The 20,623-nt window shown below is 71.9% G+C and carries 20 protein-coding genes; 13 read left to right on the top strand and 7 right to left on the bottom strand.

The annotated features are described in order from the left end of the window. Positions 1-375 precede the first annotated feature (375 nt). Positions 376-1,047, bottom strand: coding sequence for an SDR family NAD(P)-dependent oxidoreductase (locus ACZ6SA_RS16275; protein WP_465828610.1), 672 nt, complete (start codon positions 1,045-1,047; stop codon positions 376-378). A gap of 231 nt (positions 1,048-1,278) precedes the next feature. Between ACZ6SA_RS16275 and ACZ6SA_RS16270 the strand changes: the two genes are divergently transcribed. The 4 genes from ACZ6SA_RS16270 to ACZ6SA_RS16255 all read left to right on the top strand — a co-directional run bounded on the left by ACZ6SA_RS16270 (position 1,279) and on the right by ACZ6SA_RS16255 (position 6,149). Further along, on the top strand, positions 1,279-2,946 hold the full coding sequence (locus ACZ6SA_RS16270) for an FAD-binding oxidoreductase (protein WP_465828609.1): 1,668 nt from the start codon (positions 1,279-1,281) through the stop codon (positions 2,944-2,946). 65 nt (positions 2,947-3,011) lie between these two features. Continuing rightward, positions 3,012-4,265: a sensor histidine kinase gene (locus ACZ6SA_RS16265; RefSeq protein WP_465828607.1), complete on the top strand. Its 1,254-nt coding sequence runs from the start codon at positions 3,012-3,014 to the stop codon at positions 4,263-4,265. Next, complete coding sequence (locus tag ACZ6SA_RS16260) at positions 4,262-4,918, top strand: response regulator (protein ID WP_465828606.1); 657 nt, start codon at positions 4,262-4,264, stop codon at positions 4,916-4,918. Before ACZ6SA_RS16265 ends, ACZ6SA_RS16260 begins: the two co-directional genes overlap by 4 nt. Positions 4,919-5,024: 106 nt before the next feature. Further along, positions 5,025-6,149: an alpha/beta hydrolase family protein gene (locus tag ACZ6SA_RS16255; protein WP_465828604.1), complete on the top strand. Its 1,125-nt coding sequence runs from the start codon at positions 5,025-5,027 to the stop codon at positions 6,147-6,149. Between the two features lie 54 nt (positions 6,150-6,203). On the opposite strand, the gene manD is transcribed toward ACZ6SA_RS16255, so the two are convergent. From manD to ACZ6SA_RS16230, 5 genes are all read right to left on the bottom strand, one after another. Beyond that, positions 6,204-7,433 (bottom strand): D-mannonate dehydratase ManD, encoded by a 1,230-nt coding sequence (gene manD / locus ACZ6SA_RS16250; protein WP_465828603.1) that lies wholly within the window; start codon positions 7,431-7,433, stop codon positions 6,204-6,206. A gap of 93 nt (positions 7,434-7,526) precedes the next feature. After that, positions 7,527-8,675 (bottom strand): galactonate dehydratase, encoded by a 1,149-nt coding sequence (gene dgoD / locus ACZ6SA_RS16245; RefSeq protein ID WP_465828601.1) that lies wholly within the window; start codon positions 8,673-8,675, stop codon positions 7,527-7,529. Positions 8,676-8,680: 5 nt separating this feature from the next. Next, positions 8,681-9,496: a carbohydrate ABC transporter permease gene (locus tag ACZ6SA_RS16240; RefSeq protein WP_465828599.1), complete on the bottom strand. Its 816-nt coding sequence runs from the start codon at positions 9,494-9,496 to the stop codon at positions 8,681-8,683. Further along, complete coding sequence (locus ACZ6SA_RS16235) at positions 9,493-10,434, bottom strand: carbohydrate ABC transporter permease (RefSeq protein ID WP_347642286.1); 942 nt, start codon at positions 10,432-10,434, stop codon at positions 9,493-9,495. The genes ACZ6SA_RS16240 and ACZ6SA_RS16235 overlap by 4 nt, the downstream gene beginning before the upstream one ends. A gap of 67 nt (positions 10,435-10,501) precedes the next feature. Continuing rightward, a complete protein-coding gene (locus ACZ6SA_RS16230) occupies positions 10,502-11,791 on the bottom strand; it encodes an ABC transporter substrate-binding protein (protein ID WP_347642287.1) in 1,290 nt (429 codons plus the stop codon). Between the two features lie 137 nt (positions 11,792-11,928). Here ACZ6SA_RS16230 and ACZ6SA_RS16225 point away from each other — a divergent pair, with 137 nt between their 5' ends. Then, entirely contained in the window at positions 11,929-12,693 is a 765-nt protein-coding gene (locus ACZ6SA_RS16225) for a FadR/GntR family transcriptional regulator (protein WP_347642288.1), read from the top strand. 129 nt (positions 12,694-12,822) lie between these two features. Here ACZ6SA_RS16225 and ACZ6SA_RS16220 read toward each other — a convergent pair whose 3' ends face one another. Further along, entirely contained in the window at positions 12,823-13,500 is a 678-nt protein-coding gene (locus tag ACZ6SA_RS16220) for a GntR family transcriptional regulator (protein ID WP_347642289.1), read from the bottom strand. A 104-nt stretch (positions 13,501-13,604) separates the two neighbouring features. Between ACZ6SA_RS16220 and ACZ6SA_RS16215 the strand changes: the two genes are divergently transcribed. The 8 genes from ACZ6SA_RS16215 to ACZ6SA_RS16180 are packed head-to-tail and all read left to right on the top strand — an operon-like array spanning position 13,605 to position 20,574. Continuing rightward, the gene (locus ACZ6SA_RS16215) at positions 13,605-14,393 is read left to right on the top strand and encodes an FAD binding domain-containing protein (protein ID WP_347642290.1); all 789 of its coding nucleotides are present in this window, start codon (positions 13,605-13,607) and stop codon (positions 14,391-14,393) included. Positions 14,394-14,452: 59 nt separating this feature from the next. Next, positions 14,453-14,941, top strand: coding sequence for a (2Fe-2S)-binding protein (locus ACZ6SA_RS16210; protein ID WP_465828595.1), 489 nt, complete (start codon positions 14,453-14,455; stop codon positions 14,939-14,941). Continuing rightward, positions 14,938-16,326 carry a xanthine dehydrogenase family protein molybdopterin-binding subunit gene (locus tag ACZ6SA_RS16205; RefSeq protein WP_465828593.1) on the top strand — a complete coding sequence of 463 codons (1,389 nt, stop codon included), beginning with the start codon at positions 14,938-14,940 and terminating at the stop codon, positions 16,324-16,326. Before ACZ6SA_RS16210 ends, ACZ6SA_RS16205 begins: the two co-directional genes overlap by 4 nt. A gap of 2 nt (positions 16,327-16,328) precedes the next feature. Next, complete coding sequence (locus ACZ6SA_RS16200; RefSeq protein WP_347642293.1) at positions 16,329-17,342, top strand: xanthine dehydrogenase family protein molybdopterin-binding subunit; 1,014 nt, start codon at positions 16,329-16,331, stop codon at positions 17,340-17,342. Beyond that, positions 17,336-17,638 (top strand): EthD family reductase, encoded by a 303-nt coding sequence (locus ACZ6SA_RS16195; protein ID WP_347642294.1) that lies wholly within the window; start codon positions 17,336-17,338, stop codon positions 17,636-17,638. The genes ACZ6SA_RS16200 and ACZ6SA_RS16195 overlap by 7 nt, the downstream gene beginning before the upstream one ends. Beyond that, entirely contained in the window at positions 17,635-18,495 is an 861-nt protein-coding gene (locus tag ACZ6SA_RS16190) for an AAA family ATPase (RefSeq protein WP_465828591.1), read from the top strand. Before ACZ6SA_RS16195 ends, ACZ6SA_RS16190 begins: the two co-directional genes overlap by 4 nt. After that, the gene (locus tag ACZ6SA_RS16185) at positions 18,488-19,690 is read left to right on the top strand and encodes a vWA domain-containing protein (protein WP_465828589.1); all 1,203 of its coding nucleotides are present in this window, start codon (positions 18,488-18,490) and stop codon (positions 19,688-19,690) included. Before ACZ6SA_RS16190 ends, ACZ6SA_RS16185 begins: the two co-directional genes overlap by 8 nt. After that, positions 19,687-20,574, top strand: coding sequence for an amidohydrolase family protein (locus tag ACZ6SA_RS16180; RefSeq protein WP_347642297.1), 888 nt, complete (start codon positions 19,687-19,689; stop codon positions 20,572-20,574). Before ACZ6SA_RS16185 ends, ACZ6SA_RS16180 begins: the two co-directional genes overlap by 4 nt. Positions 20,575-20,623: the final 49 nt, after the last annotated feature.

Here is a 20,623-nt window from a genome sequence, read left to right as displayed (position 1 = left end):
GCGCGGAGCCTCAGCCGATCAAGGGTGGAGGAGTGGCGGTGTTCGTGCCCAGCTCAGGGGTAAAAACCAGGTCAGAAGCTGTCCGAATGGGCAGACTCGGGAAGCGCGGGGTGTTGTCGCTGGCAGCGGGCACATCACCGTCCCGCGAACGGCACGAGCACGACGGAGGGCACCATGTCTCTTCTGCGCTACTTCGGCATTGCACGCCAGCCAGTGCCCAATCCGGATCTATATCCGGACAGCTCCGGCGCGAGTGCGCGCCGGCGGCGTCGGCGCCGCCGGTGAGCTGACCATCGACCTCAGAAGCATCCGGCCGAGCACCGTCCCGGTCGGGTGTTTCGCTGCCTTGCGGCCCGCTCAAGGGACCGGCCCTGCTCAGCGCGGCGACGGCAGCACGGACAGCTCGCTGGGATAGGCGTCCGCCGGCGCGCCCAGCACCCAGACGATCATCGCCGCCAGCGTCTGCGGCCGGATGCACGACGCCGGATCGTACGCGCGCCCGAAGGCCCGCCTGACCTCCCCCAGCAGGTCGGTCGCCGTCGCCGCGGGATAGACCGTGGTGACGCGCACCCCATGGGCGGCCTCCTCCTCACGCAGGGAATCGGCCAGCTCCCGCAGCGCCGCCTTGCTGCCGACGAACCCCGACCAGCGGGGGACCCCGGTCATCCCCGGCGAGGCGTTGACGAAGATCACATGACCTCTCGACCGCCGTAGGGCGGGCAACGTCAGGCGTACCAGCTCGGCCGCCGAGGCCACGTTCACCGCCAGCGTCCGCCGCCAGGTCTCGGGGCCCGCGTCCGCGACGGCCTCCACGGGAGAGATCCCGGCGCAGTGCACCAGCGCCCGCACGTCGTCCAGCCCGCCCTCCAGCGCGCTGACGGCGGCGGCCAGCGTTGTGGGATCGGCCAGGTCCGCCTCCACCCCGGGGACGTCGAGCCGTCCGACGCCGCGTCCCACGGCGGTCACCCGATGCCCCGCCTCCGTCAGCGCGCCGACCAGCGGTCCGCCGATCCCTCCTGTCGCCCCGGTCACCAGCACATGCCCCATGACGGTCCTCTCGTCGAATCCGGCACTCGATCATCGCCACTCGCGGGAGCCCGCTCAACACGGACCGGTCAGCCGTCCGGTGGAGCGGGTCAGCCGTCCGGTGGAGCGGGTCAGCCGTCCGGTGGGGCGGCGGGTTCAGCCGCCGGTTCATGGCATGGGTGGATGTGCGCCTCGCTGCCGGATTGGGAGGCTGACGACCTCAACTCCAGCAGGTCGGAAGGAACGAGACACATGTCGCAGACGAGCGGTGGGAACACGAATGCGCCCGGCCGCAGGGCGATGAGCCGTCGTGGACTGCTCGCCGGCGCGGGTGCCGGCGCGGTCACGGGGGCGGTCGCGGGGGTGGCCGGCACGTGGGGTGCCGAGGTCGCGTCGGCGGAAACGGGCGCGGCGGCGTTCGGGCCGGTGACGATACGTCCTGGTGACCCCCGTTACGACACCTTGTTGCGGGGCAACAATTTCCGGTTCGCGGGCCGGCCGGACGAGATCCGCGTGTGCGGCTCGACCGACCAGGTGGTGCGGGCCGTGTCGGACGCGGCGCGGTCCGGCAGGCGGGTCGCGGTGCGCAGCGGCGGGCACTGCTTCGAGAACCTCACCGGCGACCCGGCGGTGCGCATGCTGCTGGACCTGTCACCGATGGACGAGGTCGCCTACGACGCCCGCCGGCGGGCGTTCGCCGTGCAGCCGGGAGCGACGCTCGGCCACGTGTACCGGACGCTGTTCAAGGGCTGGGGCGTGACGATCCCCGCGGGCAGCTGCCCGGGAGTGGGCGCCGGCGGGCACTTCTCGGGCGGCGGCTACGGCGCCCTGTCCCGGCGGTACGGCTCGGTGGTGGATCACCTGTACGGCGTGGAGGTCGTGGTGGTCGACCGCGACGGCACCGCCCGCGCCGTGGTCGCCACCCGCGAGCCCGGCGACCCGAACCGTGATCTGTGGTGGGCGCACACCGGCGGTGGCGGCGGCAACTTCGGCGTGGTCACCCGTTACTGGCTGCGCTCGCCCGGCGCTGCCGGCGCCGATCCGGCGAAACTGCTGCCGCCGTCGCCGCAGCGGATGTTGCAGCAGACGGTCATCTGGTCCTGGGAGCGCATGACGGAACGGGCGCTCACCGGGCTGCTGCGCAACTTCGGGGACTGGCATGAGCGCAACAGCGCGCCCGGCTCGCCGCACGCCGGGTTGTACGGCATCCTCCATGTCTCGCACCGCGCCGGCGGCACCGCCATGCTGAACGTCCAGATCGACGCGGACCTTCCCGAGGCCGACGACCTGGTGAGCGAGTTCGTGTCCGCGGTGACCGCGGGCGCCGGGCTGACGCCGGTGCTCGACCTCCGGCGTACGCTGCCGTGGTTGCACCCGATGACCTGGCCGGGCACCGGCGAGGCCGGCGACCTGCTCACCCGCCGGTACAAGATCAAGGCCGGATATCTGCGACGGGGGTTCACCGAGGCCCAGCTCGCAGCCGTGCACCGCAACCTGACGAACACCACCGGCGGGCCGGAGTCCGGCATTCTGCTCATCGGTTACGGCGGCGAGGTCGGCACGGTCGCGCCAGGGGCCACGGCCATCGCCCAGCGCGACGTGGTCATGAAGGCGGTCTACCAGACCATCTGGAGCGACGAGAAGGACGACGCGGCCAACCTCGCCTGGGTGCGCCGCCTCTACCGCGACGTGTACGCCGGCACCGGCGGCGTGCCCGTGCCCGGCGCGGTCGACGACGGCTCCTACATCAACTACGCCGACGCCGACCTGGCCGACCCGAAGTGGAACACCTCGGGCGTGCCCGCGCAGACGCTCTACTACAAGGACAACTACCCGCGCCTGCAGCGGGTGAAGGCCAGGTGGGACCCGCGCAACGTCTTCAGGCACGCCCTGGCCGTCGAGCCTCCCCGGTCCGGATGACCGGTTGACGACGTGCTGGAGCTAGATTGTCGGCTGGGAGCGAGCCGCGCGGGAGGAGGAGGCGGATGAACGACCCCGTGGCACGGTGGCCCGTGCTGACGGCCGTCGGGCCGTACGCGCTGCTGGCGTTCCTGACCGCGGTCACCGTGGCCGGCCGGCCGGCGTCCGACGCGTCCGGGCTCACCGACCTCGTCCTGCCCGCGCTGCTGGCGGCGTGGATGCTGGGGGTCTACACGCTCCGCCCGGCCTGGCGCCGGCGGGTGCGGGTGATGGCGGTCTTCTTCGCCGTGCTGGTCGTGCTCTGGGCGGTCCTCGTGGTGAGGTCGCCGTGGTTCGGCTTCTTCACCCCCGCCGTCTACATCTACGGCTTCCACGTCCTGCCGTGGCCGTGGCAGCCGGTCGGCATCGCCGCGGTGGGCGCGGTGGCGGGCACGGCGCAGGCGTACGGCGTCGACAAGACCACGGTCGCCGGCCTGGTCACCTACGGCGCCGTCATCGCCGCGAACGTCATTCCCATGTGCACCTTCGCCTGGTTCGCCTGGCGCGACGACGAGCGGAACGAGGAGCGGGACCGCGCGCTCGACGAGGCGCGCGAGGCGAACCGCAAACTGGTGGCGTCGCTGGCGGAGAACGCGGCCCTGCACGAGCAACTGCTGGCGCAGGCGCGCGACGCCGGGGTGCAGGACGAGCGGCAGCGGATGGCGCGGGAGATCCACGACACGCTGGCGCAGGGTTTCACCGGCATCATCAGCCAGTTGCGCGCGGCCGAGCACGCGGGCGACGACCCGCCGGGATGGCGCCGGCACGTCGCCGCCGCGACCGGGCTGGCCAGGGAGAGCCTGTCGGAGGCGCGACGGTCGGTGCACGCGCTGCGTCCGGAGCCGCTGCGCTCGGCGCGGCTGGGCGAGGCGCTGGCGGGCGTCGCCGAGCGCTGGTCGGCGCTGCACGAGATCCGCGTCCAGGTCACGACGACCGGTACGGCGCGGCCGATCCGGCCGGAGGCCGAGGCCGCGCTGCTCAGGATCGCGCAGGAGGCCCTGGCCAACGTGGCCAAGCACGCGCGGGCGACCAGGGTGGGGGTGACCCTGTCGTATCTGGAGCACGAGGCGGCTCTGGACGTCCGCGACGACGGCGGCGGCTTCGAGCCGGCCAGGCTCGACACCGCCGGCGAAAGCCCGCGGGCCGATCGCGGCGGGTTCGGGCTGATCGCGATGCGGCAGCGGATCGAGAGCGTCGCCGGCACCCTGCAGATCGAGTCGGAGCCGGGCGCCGGCACGGGCATCTCGGCCCGCGTCCCCTCGGAGCGGGCGGAGGCATGAGCGTGAGCCACCCGATCGGGCTGCTGATCGTGGACGATCATCCGGTGGTCAGAGACGGGCTGAGCAGCATGTTCGCCCGCGACCCCGAGTTCGACGTGCTCGGGGAGGCCGCCGACGGAGCCGAGGCGGTACGGCTGGCCCTGACGTTGCGCCCCGACGTGATCCTCATGGACCTGCGGATGCCCGGCATCGACGGCGTGAGCGCGATCAGGCAGCTCGCCGAGCGGGAGAGCGAGGCCCGCGTGCTGGTGCTGACGACGTACGACACCGACAGCCACGTGCTTCCTGCGATCGAGGCGGGCGCCACCGGATACCTCCTCAAGGACGCTCCCCGCGACGAGTTGTCGCGCGCGGTCCGGTCGGCGGCCCGCGGCGAGGCGGTGCTCGCGCCGTCGGTGGCGGCGCTGCTGATGAACCGCGTGCGCGCGCCCGCTCCCGGGCCGCTCAGCCCTCGCGAGGTCGAAGTGCTCCAGCTCGTGGCGGCCGGGGCCACGAACCGGGAGGCGGCGGCGCGGTTGTTCCTCACCGAGGCGACCATCAAGTCGCACATGCTCAACATCTACGCCAAGCTCGGGGTGAACGACCGTGCCGCCGCCGTCAGCGAGGCGTTCAACCGGGGGCTGCTGGTCCCGCGGCCGCCCGAGCGCCCCTGACGGCGGCGATGCGCCTGCCGGATCGGCCATCCCCTACGAAAGTCGCAGGGGCCGGGTGACTTTCGCCGGGGACGGTTCCCCGCCGCCGCGCGGCACGGTTGAGCGCATGAAGAAGACCGTGGCCGCGAGCGTGCTCGCGCTTTCCGCATCACTGACCACCCTGGGCGTGACCCCGGCCGAGGCCGCCGCGCCCGTCACCGCCCTGCCGGCGCCGACCGGCGACCACCCGGTCGGCAAGACCGACCTGCACCTGATCGATTCCAGCCGCCCCGACCCCTGGGTCGCCGACCGGGACGCGCGCGAGCTGATGGTCTCGATCTGGTACCCGGCGCGGAAGGCGGCGGGGAAGCGCGCCCCGTACCTCACGCCGCAGGAGTCGGAGCTGATCATCAGGAGCGAGCCGCGGCTGGAGGACGTGCCGGCGGACACGCTCGCCAGGACCGTGACGCACGCCCGCGCCGGAGCTCCCGCGCGGCAGCGGAAAGGCGGCTGGCCCCTGGTGGTCCTGTCTCCCGGCATGACGCTGCCCCGCGCGAGCATGACCTCGCTGGCCGAGGAGTTCGCCAGCCGCGGCTACCTGGTGGCGGGGATCGAGCACACCTACGAGTCGCTGGCCACCACCTTCCCTGACGGCAGGACCGTCACCTTCGAGGCGGGCAAGGCCGGTCAGACTCCTGAGACGGGTGAGAAGGTGGCCCGGGTGCGGGCCGCGGACACCGAGTTCGTTCTCAAGCGGTTGAAAGCGGACAAGCGCTGGAACCGGCTGATCGACGAGAGGAGGATCGCCATGGTGGGCCACTCGGTCGGCGGCCAGAGCGCGGCGCACCTGCTGCCGGTGTCCGGGCGGATCAAGGCCGCGGTCAACCTCGACGGCACCTACAACCCCAAGACGCCGGCCAAGCCGGTGGCCAAGCCCTTCATGATGATCGGCAATCCCCGGCACCAGCCGGAGTCGGGCGGCAAGGACGGCTCGTGGGACCAGTTCTGGCCGCACGTGAAGGGCGAGGGGAAGCGCTGGCTGACCGTGACCGGCGCCGACCACATGAGCTTCATGGACTTTGCGGTGCTGCAGCCGCAGCTCGGGCTGCCCAAGACGCCGATCGACGGCAGGCGCGCCCTGAAGATCACGCGTACGTACGTCACCGCGTTCCTCGACACGCACCTCAAGGGCGAGCGCCGGCCCGTCCTGGACAAGCCATCAGGGAAGCACCCCGAAGTGAAGTTCTGGTAGCACCCGGGACAAGCGCGTCCGCCCGGCACCGCTATGAGCCGGGCGGACCGCGGCTCACCAGTCGTGGACGGTGCCATCCTTGAGCCGGTTGAACGGCAGGTACGCCGCCTGGTACGGGAAGCGCGCCGCGGCCTCCTCGTCGAGCTCCACGCCGAGCCCCGGCAGCTCGCCCGGGTGCAGGTAGCCGTCGGCGAAGGTGAACGACTGCCGGAATACCTCGTCGGTGGCGGCGCCGTGCTGCATGTACTCCTGGATGCCGAAGTTGTGGATCGCGAGATCCAGGTGCAGGGCGGCGGCCATGCCGACCGGCGAGATGTCGGTCGGGCCGTGGATGCCGGACTTGATCTGGTACTGAGCGGCGTAGTCGAGCAGCTTCCGCATGGCCGTGATCCCGCCGGTGTGGGTGACGGCGGAGCGCACGTAGTCGATGAGCTGCTCGCGGATCAGCGTCTGGTAGTCCCACACGGTGTTGAAGACCTCGCCGATGGCGAGCGGGGTCGTGGTGTGCTGCCGGACCAGGCGCAGCGCCTCCTGGTTCTCCGCCGGCGTGCAGTCCTCCAGCCAGAACAGGTCGTACGGTTCGAGGGCCTTGCCGAGCTTGGCGGCCTGGATGGGGGTCATCCGGTGGTGGCCGTCGTGCAGCAGCGGCAGCTCGGGCCCGAACTCGCCCCGCACCGCCTCGAACACGCCGGGCAGGTGGCGCAGGTAGGCGCGGGTGTCCCAGTCCTCCTCCGCGGGGAGCGCGGTGCGCTGGGCCGGCTCGTAGTCGTAGCGCTTGCCGTCGACGCTCGGCTGGGCGGCCACGCCGTACACGGCGTCGATGCCAGGAACGGAGGTCTGCACCCGGATCGAGCGGTATCCCAGCTCCAGGTGCCGGCGGATCGAGTCGAACAGCTCGGGCAGGTCCCGGCCCGAGGCGTGCCCGTACGCCATGATCCCGTTCCTGGAGGCGCCGCCGAGCAGCTGGTAGAGCGGCATCCCGGCGGCCTTGGCCTTGATGTCCCAGAGCGCCACGTCGACGGCCGCGATGGCGGCCATGGTGACGGGCCCGCGCCGCCAGTACGCCGAGCGGTAGAGGAACTGCCAGGTGTCCTCGATACGGTGCGGGTCGCGCCCGATCAGCAGGGGGACGACGTGGTCGGCCAGGTACGACGCGACCGACAGCTCACGGCCGTTGAGGGTGCCGTCGCCCAGCCCGGTGATCCCGTCATCCGTCGTGATCCTGAGGGTGACGAAGTTGCGGTCGGGGCTGGTGACGATGACGTCCGCAGCGGTGATCTTCACGTGGTGCCTTTCTCACGGGTGGTGCGAGCGGGGGACGGGGCCGGGCCGCGGGCCGCGTACGCGCGGCAGCCCCGCTAATGATGCTGGGACATGTCACCATTCCGCGTAGGAGCCGTCCCGGTGCCGCCACACGGGGCTGCGCCAGGCGTGCCCCTTCTTGTCGGCGGCACGGACCTGCGCATCGTCGATCTCGATGCCCAGGCCGGGCGCGGTGAGCCGCTCGACGTGCCCGTCCACGAAGGTCAACGGGGTCTTGTCGGCGCAGTAGTCGAGCACGTCGGCGCCGCGGTTGTAGTGGATGCCGAGGCTCTGCTCCTGGATCAGGTAGTTCGGCGTGGCGAAGCCGACCTGCAGGCAGGCCGCGAGCGCGATCGGGCCGAGCGGGCAGTGCGGCGCGAGCTGCACGTCGTACACGTCGGCGAGCGCGGCGATCTTGCGTACCTCGGTGATGCCTCCGGCGTGCGAGAGGTCCGGCTGGGCGACCGCGATGCCGGCCTGGAGGACGGGCAGGAACTCCTGCCGGCTGTAGAGCCGTTCCCCGGTCGACACCGGGACCGTGGTCGAGCGGACGAACTCGCCGATGAGGTGGGAGTTCTCCGGGACGACCGGCTCCTCGATGAACAGCGGCCGGTACGGCTCCAGCAGCGGCGCCAGCCGGCGGGCGTTGGCCAGGGTGAACCGCCCGTGCAGGTCCACGGCGACGTCGCGGTGGTCGCCGAGCACCTCGCGGGCGGCGGCCACCCGGGCGACCACGCCGTCCAGCTCGGCGACCGACGCGACCGGGCTCATCCTGCCGGAGGCGTTCATCTTCACCGCGGTGAGCCCGGCCTCCACCTGGGCGGCGATGTGGTCGCGCACCTGGGCGGGCTCGTCGCCGCCGACCCAGCCGTACACCCGGACGCGGTCCCGGACCGGGCCGCCGAGCAGCTGGTGCACGGGCGCGCCGAAGTGTTTGCCCGCGATGTCCCAGAGCGCCTGGTCGAGGCCCGCCACGGCGCTGGCCAGGATCGGGCCGCCCCGGTAGAACGAGCCCTTGGTCATCACCTGCCAGTGGTCCTCGATGCGCAGCGCGTCCCGGCCGACCAGCAGCTCGGCGAGCTGGTGCACGGCGGCGCGGACGGTCTCGGACCGCCCCTCGCAGGTGGCCTCGCCCCATCCGACGATCCCGGAGCCGGTCTCCACCCGGACGAAGAGCCAGCGGGGGGCGACCAGGAAGGTCTCGATGCGTGCGATGGTCGTCATGCCGGTCAGCCCTTCGTCGCGCCGGCCGTGAGGCCGGAGACCACGTACTTCTGCACGAACAGCGCGATCACCATGATCGGCAGCGTCACCACGGTGGTGGCCGCCATCAGGCCGCCCCAGTCGATGCTGGCGTAGCCGACGAAGTCGAAGATCGCCACGGGCAGGGTCTTGGTGCCGGCGTCGGAGAGCACGAGCGCGAACATGAAGTTGTTCCAGGAGAAGATGAAGGACAGGATCCCGGCGGTGGCGATCCCCGGCATGGACAGCGGCAGCGTGATGCGCCGGAACGCGCCGATGTGGGTCAGCCCGTCGACCAGCGCCGCCTCCTCCAGCTCCGCCGGCAGGCTGTCGAAATAGCCCATCATGATGTAGACGACCAGCGGCAGCGAGACGAACATGTGGCTGATGATCAGCACCCCGAAGCCGCCGACCATCTTCAGGTTGGAGAAGACGTAGAACCAGGGCACCAGGAGCGAGACGCCGGGGATGACCCGGGCCATCAGCACCACCAGCGCGGACTTCTTCATGTTGAACCGGCTCATCGAGTACGCCGCCGGCAGGCCGAGGACCAGCGACGCCACGGTGGCGGCGAACGCCACCCAGAGGCTGTTGGCGATGAACTCGACGTAGTTCGCCTGCTGGAGCACCTTGGCGTAGTTGGCCACGGTGGGGGAGAAGACCAGCGCCTTGCCCGGATCGTAGATGTCGACGTTGGTCTTGAACGACGCGGCGATCATCCAGACCAGTGGCGCGATCAGCGTGAGCACCACCACGGTGAGCGCCACCACCCGGAACACCCGGTACGCGGGCCGTGGCCTCATCGGTCGGCCTCCTTGCGCCGGGCGGTCAGGGCCCACATGGCCCCGATGATGATCAGGAAGAAGAGGATGAGGACGGTGGAGGAGACGCCGTACTCGTTGTAGTCGAAGCTGAGGCCGTAGGCGTACACGTTGAGGGTCTCCACCTCGTGGAACGAGCCGCCGCCCCGCCCCTTGGTGGCGTAGAGGATGTCGAAGGTCTTCAGCGCGTCGATGCCGCGCAGCAGGATCGCCACGGTCAGCGTGGGCGCCAGCAGCGGCAGGGTGACGTGCCGGAAACGTTGCCAGGTGCTGGCGCCGTCGATGCGCGCCGCCTCCTGCGGCTCGTCCGACAGCGATGTCAGCCCGGCCAGCAGGATCAGCGTCACCATCGGCGTCCACTGCCACACGTCGATGAAGATCGTGGTGGGCAGGGCCGTGTACTGGCCGGCGAGCCACGGCTGCGGCCCGATGCCGAACCAGCCGAGCAGCTGGTTGGCCAGGCCGATGTTCGGGTCGAAGATGAGCCGCCACATCATGCCGACCGCGACGGGGGTGGCGACCAGCGGCAGCAGGATGGCGACGCGTACCCACTTCTGGGCCTTGAACGGCCGCCAGAGCAGCAGGGCGATCGCCATTCCGAGGACCACCTCGAACAGCAGCGCGACGCCGGTGAAGGCGGCGGTCCTGCCGACGGCGGGCCAGAACCGTGCGGTGTCGGAGAGCACGTCGAGGTAGTTCTGCAGGCCCACGAACTCGCTCTCCGCGCGCACGGACCCCTCGGCGTCGGTCAGGCTGAGGTAGCCGGTCCAGGCCAGGGGGAAGACGAGCAGCGCGGCGACGAAGGTCATCGCGGGCGCGGCGAAGAGCCATTTGCGGTGGTCGTTGACCCAGCTCACCCAGCCGGGCGTGCCGGGGGCGGTGGGCGTGCCGCGCGGCGCCTTGGTCGTGATCGTTGCCATGGGGTCTCCAGGGAGGGGCGGGGTACGCGGGTGGCGGGCGCTCGCCCTCGCCACCCGCGTGTTCCGCCTACTTGGCCTCGTCGTCCAGGAACTTCTGGAACGCGGCGTTGGCCGTGTCGGCGGACGCGCCGGCGTCCTTGCCGGTGATCGCGTCCACGATCGGCTGGCCGACGATCTCGCGGGCCTCGGCGACCTGGACGACCAGCGGCCGGTCATGCCCGACCCCGTCCTTGGTGCTGGCCGCGATGGCCTCCGCCAGGTCGTCCGGGAAGGTGGAGGTGCCTTCGGGGTCGGCCCAGACGGAGGTGCGGGCGCCCGGCACGCCGGACTTCTGCTGGGCGAGCGTCTGCTCCTTGCCGGTGGCCCACTCGATGAACTTCCAGGCGTTGTCCGTGTTCTCGGAGCTGTCGTTGATGCCCAGCGCCCACGACGGGATGTTGTACGGCTTGGAACCGGCGGGACCGGCCGGGAACGGGGCGAAGCCCACGTTGTCCGAGACCTTGGACTTGGCCGGGTCGGTGGCGTTCTTGTAGAGCGAGTTCGCCTCGGTGTAGAAGGCGGCCTTGCCCTGGGTGAAGATGGCCATCGCCTCGGGCCAGCCCATGTCGGTGCTGACGTTCGCCGGGCCGGAGTCCTTGATCAGCCCGCCGTAGTAGGCGTAGGCCTGCTTGGCCGCCGCGCTGTTGACCGCGGCCTTGCCGCCGCCGTCGACGAAGTCGCCGCCGAAGCTGTAGAGGAAGCTGGAGAACTGGGTGACCGCCGTGGACTTGCCGGTGCGGGAGACGAAGCCGGCGACGTCGGGCTCGGCGGCCTTGATCTTGGCGGCCGCCGCCTTCAGCTCGTCGAGGGTCTTCGGCGGGGCGCTCAGGCCGGCCTTGTCGAGCAGGTCCTTGCGGTAGTAGAGGACCTCCTGCTCGGTGATGATCGGGATCCCGACCGGCTTGCCCTCGTACGTGGTGGCCTCGACCGGGCCGGCCTGGAAGTCGCTGAAGTCCCAGGTCTCGGATTTCACCTGGGCGGACAGGTCGGCGAGGTACTTGTTCTTGGCGAAGAGCTTGCCCTCCTGCAGCGGGCGGTACATCATCACGTCGATGTCGGCCGAGCCCGCGTTCAGCTTGACGTTGTACTGGTCGGAGAGCTGGTCCTCGCCGAGCTGGGTGACCTCGACCTTGAGCCCGGTCTGCTTCTCGAACTCGGGCAGTGCCTTCTTGACGTTCTCCGTCCACACGTGGTTGGCCAGGGTGACCCGGATCGTCTTGGACGCGCCGGCGTCGTCGCCGCCACCGCCGCAGGCGGACAGGCCCATGGCCACGACCACGGCCAGAGATGTACCGAGTATCGATCGACGTCGTCGCACGTCATATCGCCTTTCTGTCATGGCCGCAGCCCCCCGGAACAGCGCCACGCTCTCATAGCATCCGCTTAATGCCGGGATGCTAGGACAAATAAGCTGATTTATTCAAGAGCTGACTTCTAACTGATATGCTTTATCCCGTGGATCAGTCTTCAGCCCCAGGGGGCGCACCCACCCAGCGTGCCCCTGCCGAGGCTGGGCTGCACGCGCGTGTCCTCGACCACCTCGGCACCGCCATCTGCAGCGGCGAGATGGCCGCCGGTTCCGTCCTGAGCATCGACGACCTGGTCGACCGCTGCCAGGTCTCCCGCTCGGTGATCCGCGAGGTGCTGCGGGTGCTCGCCTCCATGGGGCTCATCGAGTCCCGGCGCCGGGTCGGTGTCATGATCCAGCCGGCCAAGGCGTGGAAGGTCTTCGATCCACGGGTGATCCGCTGGCGGCTCGCCTCCGACGCCCGGATGGCGCAGCTGCGCTCGATCACCGAGCTGCGCACCGCGATCGAGCCGCACGCCGCTTCGCTCGCCGCCGAGCGGATCGACGACGACGAGGCGAGCGAGTTAGTCGGGGTCTCGGCCAAGCTGTGGGCCGCCGGCAAGGCCGGTGACGAGGCGCGCTTCCTCGTCCTCGACATCGACTTCCACCGGCGGGTGCTGGCCGCCTCGGGCAACGAGATGTTCGAGGAGCTGCAGCTGATCGTCGCCGAGGTGCTCGCCGGCCGTCACCACTATCACCTGATGCCCCACTACCCGGACGAGCAGGCGCTGCAACTGCACACCGACGTGGCCCACGCGATCCAGCGGCGCGACGGCGAGCGGGCCAGGCAGGCCATGGTGGAGATCATGGAGCAGGGGTTCGACGAGATGAGGTCGATGTGGGAGCGGGCCGCCGAGCCGGGCGGCGCGTGACCCGGCCACCCCGTGGCCGAGCCTGCGAAGCGCACCACCGGGCCGGGCGGCGCGTGACCCGACCGGCCCGTCGCCGAGCCGGAAAGCACGCCGCCGGCCAGGGCGGCCAGGGCGGCCAGGGCGGCGCGGTCAGCCCGTCGCCGAGTCGCGCATGCGCCCGTGGGCGTCGTGCGGGAGGTCGGCGTAGTGCCACTGGTGGTCGCGGGCCTGACGGCATGCCGTCTCCAGGTCACCGCCCTCGATCGCGGCCAGCAGCTCGGCGTGGTCGCGGACGATGTCGTGCAGGTCGACCTCGGTCGCGACCATCGTGACCGACGTGCGTGCCTCGATCTGCAGGCCCTCCCAGGTGAGCTTGAGCAGCTCGTTGTGCGCGGCCTCGACGATGTGCCGGTGGAAGGACACGCTCGCCCGGGTCGCCGCCTCGCTGTCGCCGCGTGCGGCGGCGGTCCGCATCGCCTCCACGTCGGCCCGCAGCGACTCCACCGGCACGGTGCCGGCCAGCAGGGCCAGCCGGGTGGCCGTCTCCTCCAGCGCGGCGCGCACGACATAGCTCTCGCGCAGCGTCTCCTGGATGAAGGGCCGCACGAAGGTGCCCCTGCGCGGCTGGGTCTCCACCAGCCGCATGGCCTCCAGCTCGCGCAGCGCCTCGCGTACGGGCGCCTGGCTGGTGCCGTAGGTGGCCGCGAGCCGCGTCTCCACCAGCCGCTCACCGGGCCTGACCTGGCCGGAGACGATCCTGCCGACCAGCGAGTCGCGGATCTGCCGGGCCAGCGTGAGACGCGGCAGCTTGGAGGGCTCTTCGGTCACGGGAACGATCCTACCGATTATCGATGAAGCACGATCTCTTGACGCCTTCCTGTCGATAATCAATTATCGATAATCAGGGGAACCTCGGCGCAAGGAGGCCGCGCATGGCGATCCAGGCGGTGCACGTACCGGAGTCCCTCGACGGCGTGGTCGCCTGCTCGGCGCGGGGCGGTCAGATCATGGGCGGAGGCACGGTTGTCATGCCCCTGGTCGCCGGCGGGTCCGCGGCAGCGACCGAACTGGTCAGCCTGCGCCGCGCCGGGCTCGGCGGCGTCGAGGTGAACGACGGGGTGGCCACCATCGGGGCCGCGGCCACGCTCACCGCCGTGGGCGAGCACCCCGGCCTCGCCTTCCTGCGGCCGGCGCTGCGCACCATCGCCTCGCCGACCATCAGGAACCAGGCCACCGTGGGCGGCAACCTGTTCGTCGCGCAGCCGTACGGCGACCTGGCCGTCTGCCTGCTCGCCCTCGACGCGACCTGCGAGATCGCCGGCCCGGCAGGCCGGAGAGCAGCGCCGGTGGCCGACGTCCTGGCCGCCGGGATCGCCGCGGGCGAGGTGGTCGTCGCCGTACGGGTCACGCTGCCGGAGCCGGGAGCCTGGCACTACCACAAGGCCATGCGCCGCCGCCTGAACTCGGCGGCCATCGTCACCGTCGCCTCCGTGACCTCGGCCGGCGACCGCCGGATCGCGCTGGGCGGCCTCGCCCCGCGGCCCGTGCGCGCGGTGTCCGCGGAACGCCTGCTGAGCGGCCGGCCGCTGACACCGGAGAGCCTCACCGAGGCAGGCGAGGCGGCCCGCGCCGACATCGACCCCTTCGACGACGCCTACGCCAGCGCGTGGTATCGGGCGCGAGTCCTGCCCGTGCACCTGCGCCGTGCCTTCCTCCCGTGAAGCGCCGGCACCAGCCGTGTCCTCCCCCGTGAAGCGCCCGCACCAGAAGAGGTGGGATCGTGCCGTCACAGATCGTCTCGCTCGTCGTCAACGGTGAGCGGCGGGAGTTCATCGCCGCGCCGGGGACCACGCTGCTCGCCTGCCTGCGCGAATCGCTGGGGCTGATCGCGGCCAAACGAGGCTGCGCGCAGGGCGCCTGCGGCACCTGCACGGTCCTCGTCGACGGCCGGCCCGAGGCCGCCTGCCTGGTCGCGGTGGAGACCGTCGCGGGCGGATCCGTCCGCACGCTGGAGGGTGTCACCGCCGGAGGCGAGCTGGACGAGGTGCAGAGCGCCTTCATCGACTGCTTCGCCACCCAGTGCGGCTTCTGCACCTCCGGCATGATCATGGTCGCCGAGGCGCTGCTCGACCGGAACCCCGACCCCGGCGAGGACGACGTCATCGAGGCGATCTCGGGCAACGTCTGCCGGTGCACCGGCTACCGGCCCATCGTGGTCGCCATCATGGAGGCGGCCAGGCGGCGCCGGGAGCAGGAGGTGCCGCGATGACGTACCGGCCCGCCCCCATCGACACCGGCGCCTTCGCGGCCGAGCGAGACGGCGGCCACCTCACCGTCATCGGCTCGGTGGTGCAGCGCGCCGACGCGCGCGGGCACGTCACGGGACGCACCGAGTTCTTCGAGGACGTGGCTCCGCCGCGGCTCGCGCACCTCAGGATGCACCGCTCGGCCCGGCACCACGCGAGGATCGCCCACGTGGACGTGACCGGGGCGCTGGCCGTGCCCGGCGTGCTGCGCGTCCTCACCCACGCCGACGTCCCGAACAACGTCTACACCGTGCTCAAGCTGATCGGCGTCGAGCCGGACGACGAGCCCGTCCTCGCCGTGGACAAGGTGCGCTACCTCGGCGAGCCCATCTGCGCCGTGGTCGCCGAGACCGAGGCGGCCGCGCTGGAGGGCGCGGCCAGGATCGAGGTCGGCTACGAGGACCTGCCGCCCGTCTTCGACGTCGAGGAGGCGCTGAAGGAGGGCGCGCCGCTGGTCAACGAGTACCAGGGGCAGAACCACTTCGTCTACGAGGGCCACCACTGCCGGCGGATCCGGTTCGGCGACGTGGAGGAGGCGTTCGGCCGGGCCGACCACGTCTTCGAGTGGCGCTACCAGTCGTCGCCGATCGAGCAGGCGCCCGTCGAGACCACCGGCTGCGTCGTCGTCCCGCAGGCCGACGGGCGGCTGCGCATCCACTCCGACACCCAGGCGTGCTTCTTCACCCTGGACAACACCGCGCTGATCCTGGGCGTGCCGTTCAACAGGCTGCGCATCGTGGGCGGAACGGTCGGCGGCGGCTTCGGCGGCAAGGTGGACGTGGTGGCCGAGCCGATCGCGTGCGTCGCCGCGATGGCGGTCGACCGCCCGGTCAAGTTCGTCTACGACCGGGCCGAGGAGATGCAGGTCTCCTCGCCGCGCGCGGCCGAGCGCATCTCCATCAAGGACGCCGTGATGGACGACGGCCGCATCATCGGCCGCAAGGTCACCCTGTACGTCGACGCCGGCGCGTACGCCCGCCACAGCCCGTACGGCACCACCAAGGCCGCCGCGCACCTGCCCGGCCCCTACGCCATCCCCAACGTGTGGGCCGACTGCCACTGCGTGTTCACCAACCGCACGCCGTCCAGCGCCATGCGCGGGTTCGGCGTGACCATAGCCGACTTCGCGCTGGAGTCGCAGATGGACCGGATCGCCCGCGCCCTCGACATGGACCCGCTCCAGCTCCGGCTGCTCAACGCCTACCGCGACGGCGACCTCAAGGCCCACCGCAAGATCGCCGAGGGCACGGCCCTGGTCGAGGTGATCCAGAAGGCGGCGGAGCTGGCCGGCCACGAGCTGCCCGAGGTGTACCGCAGGATGTCCTCCACGACCCGAGAGGGGCTGTAGCGATGGCGAAGCTGCGCGGCCGGGGGTACGCGTCGGTGAACTACCCCACCGGCATGAACCTGGGCGGCGACCCCTCGCAGGCGCTGGTCCACGCCACGACCACCGGCACGTTCGTGGTCTCGCTCTCCTCGGTCGACCTGGGCCAGGGCATCAAGACGATCGCCGCCCAGTGCGCCGCGGAGACGCTCGGCCTGCCGATCGGGAACGTGCTCGTCGACACCGCCGACACCGACACCGGCCCGCACTGCATGGGCACCTTCGCCAGCCGCGGCAGCCACCGCGTCGGCAACGCCGTCATCATGGCCGCGGCCGAGGCGCGCGGCGTGATGCTGGAGGTGGCCGCCGAGGAGCTGGAGGTCGACGCCGCGGACCTGGAGACCGACGGCAGCGGCTTCGTCATGGTCAAGGGCGCGCAGGACAAGCGCATCCACGTCACCGACCTGGCCATGGCCGCGCACTTCAGGCACGGGCGGACGATCTCCGGCCGCGGCGTCTACCTGAAGGAGCCGAGCGCGCCCGTCCCCGAGACGGGGGAGATGGACCCCGACTCCTGCCAGGCGCACGCGTGCACGGTCGCCGTCGTCGAGGTCGACGACGAGACCGGGATGGTCGAGGTGCTGGAGCTGTTCAACACCTACGAGGTGGGCAGGGCGCTCAACCCGGCCATGGCGACGCAGCAGGTGGAGGGCGGGGCGTGGATGGGCGTGTCGCACGCCCTGTTCGAGACCACCGAGCCGTACTACCCGCTCCGCGACCACGGCCCGCGCGACTTCGCCTCCTACCTGATGCCGGGGCCCGCCGACCTCCCGGTCCAGCACAGCCTGCTCCTGGAACGCCCGGCCGCGAACGGGCCGTACGGAGCGAAGGGGATCGGCGAGATGACGGCCAACGCCCCGATCCCGGCCATCGCCAACGCGATCTTCGATGCCTGCGGCGTGCGCCTGACGGCGATGCCGTTCACCCCGGAACGCGTCCTGCGAGGGCTGGACGCCTTGAGGACGGAGGAACCATGCTGAAGGTCATGTCGCTGCTCAAGCGCGCCGAGGGCCTGTCCCGTGACGACTACGCCACGTGGGCCTTGGAGGAACACGTCGAGTTCGCCAGGAAGTTGCCCGGCCTGCGCAAGTACACGGTCAACGTCGTCAACGGCGACGGCGCGGCGTACGACTCGGTGCACGAGCTGTACTTCGACGACGAGGACGCCCGTGCCGCCGCGTTCGGCTCCGAGCACGGCAAGGCGGCGGCGGCCGACGCGTCCGCGCACACCTCCTCGCGCATCCACCTGCTGACCACCGAGCACGCGCAGCTGTGACCCCCGGCCCCGGCGAGCTGGCCGCGGCGCTCGAGAGGGAGGGCTATTTCGCGGACGAAGGGCTGTCCACGGCCGTCCACCTGGCGCTGCGCCTGAGACGGCCGCTGCTGCTGGAGGGCGAGCCGGGCGTCGGGAAGACCGAGGTGGCCTCGGTGCTGTCGCGGATCACCGGCCTGGAGCTGATCCGCCTGCAGTGCTTCGAAGGGCTGGACTCCGGCCAGGCCCTCTACGAGTGGGACCACCCCAAGCAGCTCCTCCACGTCCGGGTGGCCGAGAGCCGCGGCCAGGACGTCGGCGACCTGTACCGAGAGGAGTTCCTGCTGCGCCGCCCGCTGCTGCGCGCCGTACAGGCCGAGCGGGGCGCGGTGCTGCTGATCGACGAGATCGACCGGGCCGACAGCGAGTTCGAGGCGTTCCTGCTGGAGTTCCTCGGCGACCACCAGATCACGATCCCTGAGCTCGGCACCGTGCGGGCCAGCACGCCGCCGATCGTGGTGCTGACCTCCAACCGGACGCGCGAGCTGCACGACGCGCTCAAGCGGCGCTGCCTCTACCACTGGATCGCCTTCCCCGAACCGGGACGCGAGCGGGCGATCCTCCGCGCGTCCGTGCCCGGGCTGGAGGAGCGCGCGGCCGACGGGCTCGTCCGGGCGGTCCAGCGCGTACGAGGGCTGCCGCTGCTCAAGCGGCCCGGCATCGCCGAGTCGGTGGAGTGGGCCCGCGGCGCCCTGGCGCTGGCGGAGGGCGGCGAACCGTGGCCCCTGGCCCTGCGCCGGGCCCTCGGCCTGCTGATCAAGGACGAGGAGGACACCCGGCTCCTCCTCGGCCACGCCGAGGACGTGTTCAGCGATGCCTGACGCCCGCCCGAGTGGCTGGACGGGGGCCGATCCGGCCGGGCTCGCCGCGGATCACCTGTGGGGGTTCCTGGCCGCGCTGCGCGAGGCCGGGCTCCGCACCGCGCCGGCCAAGCGGGCCGACCTGCTGCGGGTGATCGCGGAGTCCCCGCCGTCCGGCATGACCGCGCTGTACTGGTCCGCCCGGATCACCCTGCTCCAGGACGTGGCCGACCTGCCCGCCTTCGACCGCGTCTTCGCCGCCTGGTTCCGGCACGGCGCCCCCGGTGACCCGCCGGTCCCGAGGGACGACGGCGTACCGTCCCCCGGCGGTCCCGGCGAGGACGATTCGCCGGCCGGCGAGGCCCGGCCGGGTGACGGCACCGAGGCCAGCACCCTGAGCACCTACGGCACGCGGGACTTCGGCCGGACCCGCGAGGGCACGCTCATGCGCGCCCTCGAAGCCGCCTGGCCCGCCGCGCTGCCCGCCACCGCGTCACGGCGCCGCCGCCCGGCCCGGTCGGGCGGGTCGGGCGACCGGCTGGACGTGCGGCACGCGTGGCGGCGCGCCCACCGCCACGACGGGGAGATCATCGAGCTGCGCCACCTCGTCCGCCCGCCCCGCCCCCGCCGCCTGCTGATCCTGGTCGACGTCTCGGGCTCGCTGCGGCAGCACACCCCGGACCTCCTGCGGGTGGCGCACACCGCGCTGCGCGCCGCGCCGGCCCGCACCGAGGTGTTCACCTTCGGCACCCGGCTCACCCGGGTCACCGCCGCGCTGGCGCACCCGCACGCCGGCCAGGCGCTGGCGTCGGTGTCGGCGCTGGTCACGGACGCCGACGGAGGCACGGCCATCGGCGCGTCGCTGGAACGTTTCCTGGCCAACCCGCGCTTCGCCGCGCTCGCCCGCGGCGCGCTCGTGATCGTCCTGTCCGACGGGCTCGAACGCGGCGACCCCGCCCCCATGGTCCGCGCCACCGCCCGGCTGTCGCGGCTCGGCCACCGGCTCGTCTGGTGGTCCCCGCTGGCCTGCTCGCCCGCCTACCGCCCCGCCACGCGCGCCATGTCTGCCCAGCTCCCGAGCCTCGATCACCTCGGCGGCGTCCGCGACCTGGCCACCGCGCTGGACGAGGTGCGCCGCCTGCCCGCCGTCCTGTCCGGCCGCCGCCACACCGCGGCGCGCCACTGGCCCACGACCCCCTCGGGAGCACCGCGATGACCGGGATCGTCGACTCGCACCACCACATCTGGCGCGCCGCCGACCTGCCCTGGCTGCAAGGGGAGATGGTCCCGCGCATCTTCGGCCCGTACGAGCCGATCCGCCGCGACTACCTCGTCTCCGAGTACGTCGCGGAGGCGGCCCCCTGCGGCATCTCCTCGGCGGTCTACGTCCAGGCCAACTGGCCGCTCGACCGCTCCGTGGACGAGGTGCGCTGGCTGCGGGACGTCCATGCCGAGACCGGCTGGCCCACCGCCGTGGTGGGCTGCGCCGACCTCTTCGCCGACGACGCCCCCGACGTGCTGCGCCGCCAGGCCGCCCTCACCCCGCTCGTCCGCGGCACCCGGCTGCAACTGCACTGGCACGAGCGGCCCGAGTTCCGTTTCGCCGCCGCCCCCGACCGCATGCGGGACCCCGTCTTCCGGCGCAACCTCGCCGTGGTCGCCGACCTCGGCTGGCTGTTCGAGCTCCAGGTGTTCCCGGCCCAGATGGACGACGCCGCCGAGCTGGTGGCCGGCCTCCCGCAGCTGACGTTCGTGCTCGTCCACGCCGGGATGCCGGTGGACTCCGCCCCGCCCGCCGTCGCGCGGTGGACGCGGGGCATGAGGCTCCTCGCCGAACAGCCCAACGTCGTGGTGAAGCTCACCGGCCAGGGCACCTTCGTGCACCGCGTGGACCGGCCGCTCATCGAGCGGGTGGCGGCCACGTGCCTGGACCTGTTCGGCTCCGGCCGCTGCATGTGGGGCAGCAACTTCCCCGTCGAGAAGCTCTGGACCGACCTGCCCACGCTGCTGTCCACCTGGCAGGACGCGCTCGCCGGGCGATCCGCCGGGGAGATCCGCGACGTCTTCGCGGCGACGGCCACCCGCGTCTACGGTCTCTGACCCCGGCAGGGGCGACGCGAGCGCCACGATCCCACCATTGACATCCTGT

Source organism: Nonomuraea sp. NPDC049378 (genome assembly GCF_055586745.1).
The sequence above is the reverse complement of the archived record's forward strand: the minus strand, read 5'-3'. Positions and strand labels throughout refer to the sequence as shown.

What these genes read in the sequence shown, in the direction of transcription:
- ACZ6SA_RS16200 (WP_347642293.1), top strand. Translation starts at nt 16,329, where the DNA reads ATGGCGAAGCTGCGCGGCCGGGGGTACGCGTCGGTGAACTACCCCACC.
- ACZ6SA_RS16235 (WP_347642286.1), bottom strand. Translation starts at nt 10,434, where the DNA reads ATGGCAACGATCACGACCAAGGCGCCGCGCGGCACGCCCACCGCCCCC.
- ACZ6SA_RS16215 (WP_347642290.1), top strand. Translation starts at nt 13,605, where the DNA reads ATGGCGATCCAGGCGGTGCACGTACCGGAGTCCCTCGACGGCGTGGTC.
- ACZ6SA_RS16195 (WP_347642294.1), top strand. Translation starts at nt 17,336, where the DNA reads ATGCTGAAGGTCATGTCGCTGCTCAAGCGCGCCGAGGGCCTGTCCCGT.
- ACZ6SA_RS16255 (WP_465828604.1), top strand. Translation starts at nt 5,025, where the DNA reads ATGAAGAAGACCGTGGCCGCGAGCGTGCTCGCGCTTTCCGCATCACTG.
- ACZ6SA_RS16240 (WP_465828599.1), bottom strand. Translation starts at nt 9,496, where the DNA reads ATGAGGCCACGGCCCGCGTACCGGGTGTTCCGGGTGGTGGCGCTCACC.
- ACZ6SA_RS16205 (WP_465828593.1), top strand. Translation starts at nt 14,938, where the DNA reads ATGACGTACCGGCCCGCCCCCATCGACACCGGCGCCTTCGCGGCCGAG.
- ACZ6SA_RS16260 (WP_465828606.1), top strand. Translation starts at nt 4,262, where the DNA reads ATGAGCGTGAGCCACCCGATCGGGCTGCTGATCGTGGACGATCATCCG.
- ACZ6SA_RS16180 (WP_347642297.1), top strand. Translation starts at nt 19,687, where the DNA reads ATGACCGGGATCGTCGACTCGCACCACCACATCTGGCGCGCCGCCGAC.
- ACZ6SA_RS16265 (WP_465828607.1), top strand. Translation starts at nt 3,012, where the DNA reads ATGAACGACCCCGTGGCACGGTGGCCCGTGCTGACGGCCGTCGGGCCG.
- ACZ6SA_RS16185 (WP_465828589.1), top strand. Translation starts at nt 18,488, where the DNA reads ATGCCTGACGCCCGCCCGAGTGGCTGGACGGGGGCCGATCCGGCCGGG.
- dgoD (WP_465828601.1), bottom strand. Translation starts at nt 8,675, where the DNA reads ATGACGACCATCGCACGCATCGAGACCTTCCTGGTCGCCCCCCGCTGG.
- ACZ6SA_RS16275 (WP_465828610.1), bottom strand. Translation starts at nt 1,047, where the DNA reads ATGGGGCATGTGCTGGTGACCGGGGCGACAGGAGGGATCGGCGGACCG.
- ACZ6SA_RS16270 (WP_465828609.1), top strand. Translation starts at nt 1,279, where the DNA reads ATGTCGCAGACGAGCGGTGGGAACACGAATGCGCCCGGCCGCAGGGCG.